Source organism: Microcoleus harperi Pol14_C6 (assembly GCF_036701295.1).
Lineage (GTDB): Bacteria > Cyanobacteriota > Cyanobacteriia > Cyanobacteriales > Microcoleaceae > Microcoleus.
This window is the reverse complement of sequence record NZ_JAUBQN010000027.1, coordinates 63494-75660: the sequence shown is the minus strand read 5'-3', so window position 1 is coordinate 75660 and position 12167 is coordinate 63494. Positions and strand designations below refer to the sequence as shown.

The following is a 12167-nucleotide window of genomic DNA, read 5'->3' as shown; positions in this document are numbered from 1 at the left end:
CTCATGAATTACCAAAACCTCCAACGTGCTAGCGGCCTATTTACTAATCATCGAAACGCAAAGCAGGCGCTAGTTGAGCTAAAAAGCAGAGGCTTCCCCATGCACAAGATTTCAGTGATTGCGAAACCTTCTGACAATGATGATTTGGACTCTCTGGGCGTGCAGCAAATTTTAATCACAAGAGCAGCAGGCGCACAAGTAGGCGCGATCTTAGGCAGCATACGACTAGGTTCACTAGCCTTAATTGTTGGACTCAGCAGCTTGCTAATTCCTGGTATTGGTCAGGCATTAGCGGTGGAAAGCATTTTAGCAACTTTCTTTGGAAGTGGGATTGCTGCAACTGCTGGCGGTCTATACGGCGCACTTCAAGGATGGTTGGTACCAGAAGAACAAGCAAGAATTTACAATCACAGATTTAACCAGGGAGATTATTTGCTCGTTATGGAGGCAAGAGAAAATGAGATCGTGATTGCTGAACCTGTCCTTAAACGTTGGGAGATTCTGACGTGGCGTGTCTGTGATGCCTAGGTAAATTCAAGGTAAGAAAGGACGATTACCTTCGAGGAATTTAGTCCCGCGAATCAGAACGTCCAAAACCAACTCAAAAATTGGAAGGTAGATGATTTTGGGCGATCGCTCTCCTATTCCTGACATACGGCTCGACAAGTTCCAGTACCCGCCTTAGCGGCAACCGCGATCGGGTCGGCAACACTTCAGAAGAGACTGTTAAAAAAAATTAAAAACCAGCACAATTAAGAGCAATTAGCATCCTATAAGGGTTTGGAAATTATCCATATCTACCAAAAAAATTGCACTTTAAAAACGATCGGATCGCCGATCCCGCCCATAAATCTCGTTTCAGCTTTTTCAGCATTCATCCAAATACACCACATAAATTGCAGTTACGCCTACAACAGAGTGAACCGTCTCCTGTAGACTAAAACGGTAGTTAATCTGTTAATTTCTTTGAGGAAAACGAGTTTATGGGAGGAGTATCGGTGATAGAGTCGATTGTAGCGCAACAAACTCCCTTGGGCAGCGAGCCTGCTACAAATAGCCAAACGGCAGGAGTCATTCCTGAATTGGTCATCATCTTGATCATTCTGCTGCTGATTGCAACTGTTGTGGCACTCGTAACTCAACGGTTGCGAATTCCCTATGTAACGGGCTTAGTGTTAGCAGGCTTGCCGATTACGGAGGTTTTATCGCGTCGAATAGGTTTAGACCCATCTTTAGTATTAAATCTTTTTCTACCCATTCTTATTTTTGAAGCATCTATCAATACGGATATCAGCCGTCTCCGCAGTACCTTTAAGCCGATCGCCCTGCTGGCGGGTCCAGGCTCTATCTTTTCTTCTGCTATTATCGCTGTTCTGGTTAAATTTGGGCTAGGGCTAGACTGGATTCCGGCATTTCTGATCGGAGTCATTCTGGCAAACACTGATACAGTCTCGATGATCGCGGTTTTTAAAGAAATCCGTGTGCCTTCTCGATTGTCCACCATTGTTGAGGGAGAAACTCTGTTCAATGATGCGGCTGCTCTAATTTCATTTAATTTGGTTTTGGTCATTTATGCGACAGGTTCTCTCACCCCTATACAAGGCGTGAAGGAACTGCTCGTGGTTGCCTTAGGTGGGGCAGTGGTCGGGGGTGTTTTAGGTTATTTGAGCGTGCCGATATTTGTTCGCTTAAACGATCGGCTGAGTAGCCTTTTGCTAACCGTCGCTCTCGCATTGGGAACCTTCCAAATCGGACAATTTTTAGGCGTATCGGGGGCGGTGGCGGTGGTCATCGCCGGACTTGTTTTTGGCAACCTCGGGCTGCCTCGCAGTTCGTCTGCCTCGGATCGGATTACCTTGCTGAGTTTCTGGGAATACGCTGGTTTTGGCGTCAATACGTTTATTTTCCTGTTGATTGGGATTGAAATTAACCCGCTGACGCTGTGGAGAATTTTGCCATCCATTTTATTCGTCATTCTGGCCTATCAACTCGGACGAATTCTCTCGGTCTATTTGTTATTAGCGGGGCTGCGCTGGTTCGATCGTCCCATTCCGCTACGGTGGCAGCACATTTTAGTTTTAGGGAATATTAAAGGGTCTCTATCAATGGCCTTAGCTGTTGCGATTCCCTTGACCCTACCAGGACGGGATAACATCATTGCCCTGGTTTTCGGGGCAGTTTTATTCTCCTTAGTCGGACAGGGATTAAGTTTACCGTGGATAGTAAAACGACTAAAAATTAGCCGTGTTTCTGATGTAATGCAGGAAGCTGGGCAGTTACAGATTCAGTTGATCGCTTCCAAAGCGGCTCAAGATGAGCTAGATAGTTTGCTGAAATCTGGCGTGTTGCCGAAGGCAGTTTACGAAGAGTTATGGGCATCATATCAAGCGCGAGTAGCACACTCTGAGCGAGTGCTGCGCGATCTCTACAATCAACATCGGGCCGGGCAAGTACAGGGCGATCGCAGCGGGCTAGATACGATTCGACGGCGATTACTTTTAGCAGAAAAAGGAGCCGTTAGCGATGCCCTCCGCAAACGAATTGTTCCAGAGGATCTGGTTGAGCCTTACATCAAAGATTTGGATGAGAAACTTCTAACGTTGGCAGATGACTAGCGCGAATGCCGAGGTAATCAATCATCTGGTGAACTAGCTCTGGACGGGTGACGACGAGAATGGTAGAACCTGCTTCTAGAACAGTATTGCCGTTTGGAATCTCCAGATTGGCGCAGGCATGGCATTGATAACCAATAATCAGCGAACCTGTTGGAAAACCAGGGTCTTGAGCAATTTGAGCAACGGTGCGACCTGCCACATTGCAATCGCCTGGAACGGGCAGCTTTAGCACCTCAACTTGTCCTTGTTCAAAGTGCATCATCGATTCGATTTGAGGGTATTCAATCGCATTTGCCATTGTTGCGACTGCCAAATCAATCGTGCTGATGATGTGACTGGCTCCGGCAAGGCGATAGGCTTCCATGAATTCGCGATCGCGCATTCGCACCACAATATGGGAAATGCCATAGCTTCTGGATAGGGTGATCAGCGCTAAATTCAGTGCATCGTCCCTGAGTGCAGCAACGACGGCGTTTGCTTGTTTAATACCCGCTTCCAGAAGAACCGTTGTGCTCACCGCACTGCCTTCAAATGCCATGACTCCGATTTTTTCTCGAGCAAAACGACATGCCAGCGGGTCGGCATCGATGATTGCAACTGTATGACCGAGTTTTAATAACTGCTGGGCTAAACCCAGCCCCATCATTCCGGCTCCACCAATTAATACGTACATGACTATTTGTCACCCCAAAAATGAACTTTACAGAGCGATCGCTATGAGCGATCTTGTGTTGGGTTTCTATCAGTTTGAGCGGCTTGTGGGGTGGCTTATACCGGGCTTACTTATTACCTGTTCCACAGTTAATTTAATCTGCTTTTGGGGTAGGCATTGCTAGCCCGCCCCTCAAGGGATGTTCCTCATTTAGGTGCGTAGGGGGAACCCTACATAATCTTAGGCACTTTAAAAAACTCCCCATCGCGATCGGGGGCTCCCTCCAAAATACTTTCTCGCTCAGGAAAAGGTTGCAAATCGTCCGATCGCATCACGTTACTAACATCGATCGCCCGCGTTGTCGGCTGCACCTTACTCGTATCCAGTTCGCTCAACTGCTCGAAATAATCCAAAATACCGTTAAGTTGACCAGTAAACTGCTCTTCTTCTTCCGGCGTTAATTCCAATCTCGCTAAATTCGCTACTTTCCGAACTTCTTCTCTGTCAATCATAAAAATTGGGAATGGGGAATTGGGAATGGGAAATTGGGAATGGGGAATTGCTTATTATAAACAATAACCAACAACAAACATAGAACAAATAACTAATGCTCCATGCCCTCTGCCCCATTCCCATCATAGTTAAAAATACACATCAATTTGCGATCGACCTGTCGTCTTCAGCCAATTTTGTACCTCAATGTAATTGTTAGGGGCCAAGCGAATAGCCTCCTTCCAATAATCTGCAGCTTTATCAAACAGGCCTTCCGCCCCTTCAAGATTGCCCGCTTCCTTTTCCTTTTCCCCTTGATAGTGGTAAATCACAGCAATATTATTCAGTGCTTGTGGCATTCTCGGATTTAGATCCAAAGCCTCGCTGTAATATTCCAAAGCTTTATCGTGTTCGCCGTTGCTAGTATGGATCAGCCCCATATTGTACAAGACATAACTGCGATCGTAAGGATCTTCCTCCAGCTTCAGCGCTTCATGATAATTGTCCAGGGCTTCAGCATATTCGCCATCTGCTTGAGCCGACATACCATCCCGGTAATAAGCAAAAGCTTCCTTCGCCTGCTTTTTGGCTGGCATAATCTTTAGGATGATATCAGCCATTACCGTGAAACTTTTGTCAATAAAGTTATCGTTGCGTTGAGTTCTTGGCATATGCGATTCTTTGGTTAGCGGCTAATCAGAAAAATTAGCCTGTAAAGTTTTCCTATTAATAATTGCGCCACTGTTGTAGTGGACCGTTGTGTTGAGGGCGCTAAAAAGTTTAGTCGATCGCAACTGCGAACCTTAAAACACGCCCTTGGGTTTAACACTCTCGCAAGTTCTATCTATTTTATATAAGTCTTGCAAGACTTGCAAAAAAACCAGATTTCTTTAACCTCTATCTCGTACTCTACACAAAACTTACAAAAACCCGCAACGGTGAAAAAAGTTCTGCTGGAGGGTGCAGGGACAATCCTCTTCGATGGCTTTCCTTCGGATCGCGAAAGCTAACACCAACGGGCGACGATCGCGCACCGTACCCTACTAACTGTACTCACCATCCCCGTCGTTGACCCTCAGAGCAAACAAGCAAATAGCCTGCAGAGGAGAAATTCAATCACAAAGTTTTATTAAGCTATCCGAGTTCAGCCCATACCTAAAAGTTATTCGGCAAAACACTAGCAATATTTTGCCCCAAAGTCAAGGGCAGTCTCAAAAAAAATCAGAAACGCGATCGCCAAAACCCGGTCGAATTCCCGCAATATATAATAAAAATAACCGGGTAATTTTCACAGAGAGAAACCTATGGCTCCGAATCCCACCATTATGCAAGCCGTCGAACAACTTGGCTACCGCGTTACGGTTGGAGACGTGGCGGCAAAAGCTGGATTAGATGTCAATTTTGCCCAGCGAGAACTGTTAAGCCTCGCCTCCGAAGCAGGCGGCAACCTGCAAGTAGCAGAATCCGGCGACATTGCCTACCTATTTCCCAAGAATTTTCGAGATATTTTGCGAAACAAATTCTTGCGCTTGCAGTTGCAGGAATGGTGGCAAAAAATCTGGCGCATTTTATTTTATCTGATTAGGATATCTTTCGGCATAGTGCTGGTAGCTTCCATCCTCTTAATTTTTGTTGCTATCACGATTTTACTCTCCAGCGGCGACAGCAATAACGGCGGCGGCGGAGGAGGAGAGAGTGGCGGCGGGGGCGGCAGAGGTGGCGGCTTTTTGTTTTTTCCCTACTTCTGGAACGACTTAATCTGGATATTTTACTGGAACCATGACCAACCATACTACCAGCAGCGATCGCGCTTAACTGGCCAAAAACCCCAGATGAGTTTTCTAGAAGCAGTTTTCTCCTTTCTATTTGGAGACGGCAATCCTAATTACAATCTAGAAGAGCGTAAGTGGAGCGATATTGCGACTGCAATTCGCAACAACCGAGGCGCCGTCGCCGCCGAACAAATTGCCCCATATCTAGATAATCTCGGACAAGGATACGCCCGAGAATATGAAGAATATATGTTACCAGCCCTCGCCCGTTTTGACGGCCGTCCCGAAGTCAGTCCCGAAGGGCAAATAGTCTACCACTTCCCACAATTGCAAACCACAGCCACCGAGAGAAATTCTGAGCTAGTAGCAGCTTATTTGCGAGAAATGCTGTGGCGTTTCAGCAACGCCAGTTCCGGCCAAATCATGCTCGCAGCAGGGTTAGGAGCCGTCAATCTTGTCGGTGCGCTAGTTTTGGGGAATCTATTAACTAATAATTTAATCGCAGGTGGATTTATCGGTTTCGTCAGCGCTGTTTATCCCACGATCCTGATTTACGGCGTCGGATTTCTCGCAATTCCTTTAATTCGCTACTTCTGGATTCAGTGGAAAAATAGCCGGATAGAAGCCCGCAATCAAGAGCGTCAGCAGCGAGCAATGTTATTAAACGAACCCGATGCCAACTTGCTCAAAAAACTGGCCTACGCCCGGGAATTTGCAGCCGAACACGTTCTGACAGGAGAAGACTTAGCTTATACAACCGAAACAGAATTAACCCAACAAGAACTAGAGCAGTCAGCGAAAATAGATGCCGAATGGCAGCGCAGGATCGATCGCTCGGACAACTTGTAATACTAATGAAAAAAAACTGTTGTTTATTGTTAAGTTAGGTTGCACTCAAATCTTGCACCCTTTTCAAGAATAGGCAGGATGCCTGTTCCACAATAATATATCTTTGTTAGGGAACTGGCTTTTAGCTCGTTGCTAATAATTGTGGAAAATATCAATTTTTATTGATGTCAGAATTTTTTATACTCCGAGTTTTATTAAATAAGCTTAGGGCGTTTAAAAATCAAACAATTTTGGTCATACTTCGAGTCGTGATCCAGAGCCACAAGTTCCCATCCCTCCTCGCCCAAATGATTGACAAATAGATGCAGCGAGCCTTGTTTCCAATCTCGCTGTTCTTCACCGTTTACATATAAACTAATCAGCTTGTTTCCAAAAGGATACATATTCGCATCCACAAATAAATACTCCCACTTTTGCATAGCAATCCTTAATGTAGTTAGTTGGCAGTTGGCAGTTGGCAGTTGGCAGTTGGCAGTTGGCAGTAGTTAGTAGTTATTGGTTATTTGTTGTTGGCTCTAATAACCAATGCTTTTCGGCGAAGATGCTTTTCGCCCCACTTCCAAGTTCCCAATTACCAATGCTTTTCGACCCAATTCCCAATTCCCAATTCCCAATTCCCAATTCCCAGCAATTACTGCACTGCAATTCTAGCCAAAGTAGCACCCCGGTAATAGTGCGACAAAATCTGCTGGTAGCCATATCCCTGTCTGGCCAAATTGTAGGCCCCCCACTGGCTCATTCCTACAGCGTGACCGAAACCTTTGCCAGCAACTTGAAAACCGGTAGGAGCTTGGGCACTGTTCCTTGGGTTCCCACCGCCCCCATACTGAGGAATCACGGTAAACCGCGTACTCCTCAAATTTAAAACCCGGCGTAAATCTGCGCCAGTCATGACCCTAGAACCGCCATCTCCGACCACTTTCATCCTCAAAACGCTGCCGTAAGCGGTAGTGCGTTCTGGCTTCATCGAGATCACATTGCCCACGCCAGAAATCTTACTGCTGATTTGAGCCCGAGAAAAATTTTCTTTCCATTGGTAAACCGGCGCCCCTTGGTCGAAGTCAGGAACAGCACGCAGGTAAGGCAGAGGTTCCGTCCAAACATCCTCGACATTTTCAGTATGTCCCCCAGAGGCAGAGTGGAAAACGGCTAAAATAATCTGACCGTTGTAGGCCATAACTTGACCGGCGGTTGCATCGACTGCGGAATAAGTGCCAGAAGATTCTGTTTGCAGTCCTTTGTAAACCTGCGAAGACTGAGTGCTGTCCACGTCGTAAAGCTCGGTTTCGCTTTTGAGGCGCTGGTGGATAGCGTAGGAACGGGCTGCGACTGCTTGGGCTTTCAAAGCTTCTTGAGGCCAATTGCCACTCATTTCGGCGCCGAGAACGCTGTAGAGATATTGTTCGATATCCACGTAGTTGACGGCAGTCAAGCCTCCTTTTTGGGGAACTAGAAGCGTGCGTCCCCGATACCAGCGATCGCCAATCCAAACATAACCGTTCCCCGTCGGCTCGATCCAAACTTGGTTGGCCGCCCAGCGACCAATTGCCACTGTTCCCGATCGAAATTGAGCTGACTGAGAACTGTTTGCCGGCAATTCGCCCAAATTGCGCCCGCTACCGTCGCGGATTGCAGCCTTAGTAGAACTGCCGACTTTTACCTGACTTGCCCCGTCTTGTACCGCCACTCGCAAGATCAGCGCGGCCTGTGCTGGGGCTACCATTGCCAGCCAAAACAACAGCGAAATCCAAAAGTAGCGTTTTTTTAATGTCGAAAAAACGGAAGCAAAAAATACTCCTGACTGCATTTGAAAATTTTCCTCCTGTGCTGTATGAGTTTAAGAATTTTTAAGGGAAGGCAAGGGAAAAAGGAAGGGGAACGGAAGAAACAAAACGTTAGAATTGGGTGGATCACTCTGTACGCTTGTCAAAAATGATTTTAGCGAAGAGATGTTCGCAGGAACAGCGATTTATCCCGGTTCCTGCCTGCGACTATTTCCTATATGTCGGATTTGTCGCACTCTGGATATATGTAACATATTTTTTAAGACTTAATTGAGGTGATTTGACTCTTGCAGATTACATTTCTCGGAACTAGCTCCGGCGTACCCACGCGATCGCGCAACGTTTCCAGCATCGCCCTCCGGTTGCCCCAGCGAGCGGAACTCTGGCTGTTTGACTGCGGCGAAGGAACTCAGCACCAGTTTCTCCGCAGCGATCTCAAAGTCAGCCAACTAAGCCGCATTTTCATCACTCACCTGCACGGCGACCATATTTTCGGCTTAATGGGTTTGCTGGCTAGCTGCGGTTTGGCGGGGAATGTCAAGCGCATCGATCTTTACGGGCCTCCGGGACTTGAAGAATATTTGCAAGCTGGTGTTCGCTATTCTCAAACTCATTTTTCTTACCCGGTTAAGGTACACAAAATTCACGAGGGAGTCATCTATGAAGATGACGAATATATTGTTAGTTGCGGCCCTTTAAAGCACCGAGTTACTGCTTTTGGTTATCGAGTAACTGAGAAAGATCGTGCGGGACATTTTGATGTAGAAAAAGCGAAGGCTGTGGGTATTCCTTCCGGACCGCTTTACGGTCAATTAAAACAAGGAAAAACGGTAAAGTTAGAGGACGGGCGACAGTTTAAAGGAACTGATTTTTGTGGCCCGGATCAAATCGGGCGCAAATTTGTTTATTGTACAGACACGGTTTTTTGTGAGGGGGCCGTCGAATTGGCAAAGGATGCTGATTTGTTGGTTCATGAAGCTACTTTTGCTCATCAAGATGCTCAAATGGCATTCGATCGCCTGCATTCAACTTCAACAATGGCGGCTCAAGTTGCTTTGATTGCTGGGGCTAAACAGCTAATTATGACGCATTTTAGCCCGCGTTACGCTCCGGGAAATGCGATCGTCCTGGATGATTTGCTCAAGGAAGCCCAGGCAATTTTTCCGAATACGAAAATGGCCTATGACTTTTTGACTTACGAAGTACCCAGGCCTGTTTCAAACTAGGGTTAATCTGGCCTGAGATGTGACAGCATTTTCCATAAGGGCGATCGGGGCGGGTTCTGGGGCCCACCCCACAAGAAAATTTTAAATATCACTAAAATTGATAATAATACCAGTGTAAACTATATTAATCACAAATATTTTAAATTACCATGATTGAATGGGGAGCATTCGCCTTAAAAATAGCACCAGGAATCGGCGCAAAACTTGCAGAAATAGGATTCAAAGAAGCTATTAAAAAATTTAATCCTAACGATTTTGAAAAAGCTTGTAATTGTGGGATTGAAGCTGCCGATAAAAATCAATTATTCTCTGGTTGCGAACAGGGTGTAGTCGCAGATTTTCTTAAAAGTTTCTTGACGGGTGCAGCACTTCCAGAACTCCTAAAACCTTTCAACGGCCAAGAAAAGCCTCAAGTTGAGTTTTTAGTTGAAGCCTTTAATACCACAGTCCCAGACCATAAGAAAATTCAAGGCAGATTCGCTCCTGAAAGATTGCATGATTGGTTGGAGGTTTTTGCTGAAACCTATTTCCAGAAAACAAGTTGTTATTTAAGGTTTAAAGTTGCCAAAGCAGACTATTTGAAGCAACTGGCTAACTGCTTTGACGATGTTAAATTTGCTGGCATTGCAGTCGAAGATCAGGCAATCGAAAAATCGGAAAAGTTGGCTCAGATTTTTGTAATGCCGGATGTCTTGGAAGAGGTAAATATTCATGTTCGATTGGGTCTCCAAGAATTGGGGGAAGGCAAAAACCTGCAACAGTTGCAGAGAGAAACTCGCTCTGGCAGAATTTTTTTAGCATCACAATTATTGAATCAAAATCAATCAAATAAATTTATGTTGCTGGGCGCTCCTGGTTCTGGCAAAACAACTTTACTGAGCTTTTTTGCGGTGATGTTGGCTCAGAATGCTCCAGAAAAACTCGGCTGGGATTCTGGGAGAGATTGCTTGCCGATTTTGATTAAGATTCGGGATTTTGCTAGGCTTTCAGATATCAATCTCCTCGACTATTCCCGCCAGTTTGCCGAGAAAACTATGTCCGTGAAACCGCTGCCCGAAGGCTTCTTTGAGTATTGGCTGGCAGACGGTAGGGCGATGATTTTGTTGGATGGATTGGATGAGGTTGTTGAAGAATCCAAGCGCTATGCGGTGGTGCAGCACATTGAGAGTTTTTTGGGGCAGTATCATCAAAATCTGGCAATTATTACTTCTCGCCCTGCTGGTTACAAACGCGATTTTTTTAATACTTCGGACTTTGAACACTATCAGTTACAACTGTTTGATGATGCTAAGGTTGATGAGTTTATTAATCGCTGGTACGACAGCCGCGTTCGAGATGCGGCGGAAGCTCAACGCCACAAAGATAGCATTAAAAAAGCTCTCGCTGAAAATGAGCGAATTAAATTGTTGGCGAGAAATCCGCTATTGCTGACAATCATTGCTTTGATTCACCGCTATCAAGCTGTACTGCCGAGGTCACGCCACAAGCTTTATGAAAAAGCTGTGGAGACGCTGTTAAAGAATTGGGATGCTAACAAAAACCTGACAGAGCAGTCGGTATTCAAATGTTTAGATATAGATGATTTACGGCGGCTGATGGAAATTCTCGCCTATTGGATTCACACTCAGGGTAGTACGGATAATCCTGAAGCCGGGACGCTGATTGTCAAGGAGGATTTGTTAGATCAGTTAACTCGGAATATTAAAACCAAAAAACAGGTTGAACGGTTCCAGGCAAAAGAGGAAGCTAAACGATTTGTTGATTTTATTCAACAGCGGACGGGATTGCTCAACGAACAAGGGCAAGATTTGTACGCTTTTGTACACAAGACTTTTCAAGAATATTTGTGCGCTCAGCAAATCGGCTATCAGGCAGATGATGACGATGATTTTGAGATTGTTCTCAATCATATTCGAGAGCATTTGCATGACCCCCACTGGCGGGAAGTGTTGCTGTTGTTGATTGCTCAACAAAAACCGAAGAAAGCGACGAAAGCGATGCGGGCAATTTGGGCTGCCAATAGCGAGCATGAGGAATGGTTGCACCGCGATTTGTTTTTTGCTGCCAGTTGTCTTGCTGAAAATATTAAAGACTTAAAGGGGGCAGATTCCAGTCTAACTGTGGAGATTTTGGAGAAGTTGGTTGAGTTGGAGGTAAGGGATGAGAAAGAGGTTGGTTACAGAGTTCGCTCTCAGGTTTTTCAAATCCTTTGCAGTATGAGTGAGACTGAGTTTGAAGCGCAAACTTTGCAACTTTTGAAAGCAAGGGGCCTTCCTCAATATCGATTGAAGGAATATCAAGTAGCATTAGAGGAAAAAGAAGCTTTCATCACTGCCATGCTACTACGCCTCGAAGATGGGGATGAAAATGTGCGTTGTGATGCAGCACAAACCTTGGGCAGGTTGGGAAATGCTTCAGAAATCGTTATTAATGCCCTGTTGTTACGCCTCGAAGATGAGAATTATACGGTACGTTTATTGGTAGCACAGACCTTGGGTTGGTTGGGAAATGCTTCAGAAACCGTCATTAACGCCCTGCTGTTACGTCTTCAAGATAGGGTTGGCGCGGTAAGTTTATTTGCAGCACAGAGCTTGGGTAACTTAGGAAATCCTTCAGAAACAGTCATCAATGCTCTGGTACTAGGTCTGGAAGATGGGGATAACTCAGTGCGTAGCTGGACAGCATCTATTTTGGGCAGGTTGAGAAATCCTTCAGAAACTGTCATCAATGCTCTGCTTTCACGTCTGGAAGATGGGGATAACTCAATGCGTAGCTCG

The 12167-nt window shown here is 45.7% G+C and carries 10 protein-coding genes; 5 read left to right on the top strand and 5 right to left on the bottom strand.

The features are described from left to right. The first annotated feature begins 3 nt into the window (after positions 1-3). Positions 4-528 (top strand): hypothetical protein, encoded by a 525-nt coding sequence (locus QUA27_RS18395; protein ID WP_333069570.1) that lies wholly within the window; start codon positions 4-6, stop codon positions 526-528. Positions 529-998: 470 nt separating this feature from the next. Further along, positions 999-2615: a cation:proton antiporter gene (locus tag QUA27_RS18390; protein ID WP_333069568.1), complete on the top strand. Its 1617-nt coding sequence runs from the start codon at positions 999-1001 to the stop codon at positions 2613-2615. On the opposite strand, the gene QUA27_RS18385 is transcribed toward QUA27_RS18390, so the two are convergent. From QUA27_RS18385 to QUA27_RS18375, 3 genes are all read right to left on the bottom strand, one after another. Next, the gene (locus QUA27_RS18385) at positions 2572-3288 is read right to left on the bottom strand and encodes a potassium channel family protein (protein ID WP_333069567.1); all 717 of its coding nucleotides are present in this window, start codon (positions 3286-3288) and stop codon (positions 2572-2574) included. The two genes, QUA27_RS18390 and QUA27_RS18385, sit on opposite strands and share 44 nt — an antisense overlap. 209 nt (positions 3289-3497) lie before the next feature. Next, entirely contained in the window at positions 3498-3779 is a 282-nt protein-coding gene (gene gatC / locus QUA27_RS18380) for an Asp-tRNA(Asn)/Glu-tRNA(Gln) amidotransferase subunit GatC (RefSeq protein ID WP_333069565.1), read from the bottom strand. A gap of 129 nt (positions 3780-3908) precedes the next feature. Then, positions 3909-4430 (bottom strand): photosystem I assembly protein Ycf3, encoded by a 522-nt coding sequence (locus tag QUA27_RS18375; RefSeq protein ID WP_333069564.1) that lies wholly within the window; start codon positions 4428-4430, stop codon positions 3909-3911. Between the two features lie 633 nt (positions 4431-5063). Here QUA27_RS18375 and QUA27_RS18370 point away from each other — a divergent pair. Continuing rightward, positions 5064-6380 (top strand): ATP synthase subunit B family protein, encoded by a 1317-nt coding sequence (locus QUA27_RS18370; protein ID WP_333069563.1) that lies wholly within the window; start codon positions 5064-5066, stop codon positions 6378-6380. Between the two features lie 194 nt (positions 6381-6574). Here QUA27_RS18370 and QUA27_RS18365 read toward each other — a convergent pair whose 3' ends face one another. Together QUA27_RS18365 and QUA27_RS18360 are read right to left on the bottom strand one after the other, a co-directional pair. Then, complete coding sequence (locus QUA27_RS18365; RefSeq protein WP_015174403.1) at positions 6575-6799, bottom strand: hypothetical protein; 225 nt, start codon at positions 6797-6799, stop codon at positions 6575-6577. 212 nt (positions 6800-7011) lie between these two features. Beyond that, complete coding sequence (locus QUA27_RS18360) at positions 7012-8187, bottom strand: SpoIID/LytB domain-containing protein (RefSeq protein WP_333069561.1); 1176 nt, start codon at positions 8185-8187, stop codon at positions 7012-7014. 264 nt (positions 8188-8451) lie between these two features. Here QUA27_RS18360 and QUA27_RS18355 point away from each other — a divergent pair, with 264 nt between their 5' ends. Together QUA27_RS18355 and QUA27_RS18350 are read left to right on the top strand one after the other, a co-directional pair. Beyond that, positions 8452-9390, top strand: a complete 939-nt coding sequence (locus QUA27_RS18355) for a ribonuclease Z (RefSeq protein ID WP_333069560.1) — start codon at positions 8452-8454, stop codon at positions 9388-9390. 149 nt (positions 9391-9539) lie between these two features. After that, on the top strand, positions 9540-12167 hold a 2628-nt coding region (locus QUA27_RS18350; protein WP_333069559.1), incomplete at its 3' end, for an NACHT domain-containing protein.

Coding starts and splice junctions, on each gene's coding strand:
- QUA27_RS18395 (WP_333069570.1), top strand. CDS start 4: ATGAATTACCAAAACCTCCAACGTGCTAGCGGCCTATTTACTAATCAT.
- QUA27_RS18385 (WP_333069567.1), bottom strand. CDS start 3,288: ATGTACGTATTAATTGGTGGAGCCGGAATGATGGGGCTGGGTTTAGCC.
- gatC (WP_333069565.1), bottom strand. CDS start 3,779: ATGATTGACAGAGAAGAAGTTCGGAAAGTAGCGAATTTAGCGAGATTG.
- QUA27_RS18375 (WP_333069564.1), bottom strand. CDS start 4,430: ATGCCAAGAACTCAACGCAACGATAACTTTATTGACAAAAGTTTCACG.
- QUA27_RS18370 (WP_333069563.1), top strand. CDS start 5,064: ATGGCTCCGAATCCCACCATTATGCAAGCCGTCGAACAACTTGGCTAC.
- QUA27_RS18365 (WP_015174403.1), bottom strand. CDS start 6,799: ATGCAAAAGTGGGAGTATTTATTTGTGGATGCGAATATGTATCCTTTT.
- QUA27_RS18360 (WP_333069561.1), bottom strand. CDS start 8,187: ATGCAGTCAGGAGTATTTTTTGCTTCCGTTTTTTCGACATTAAAAAAA.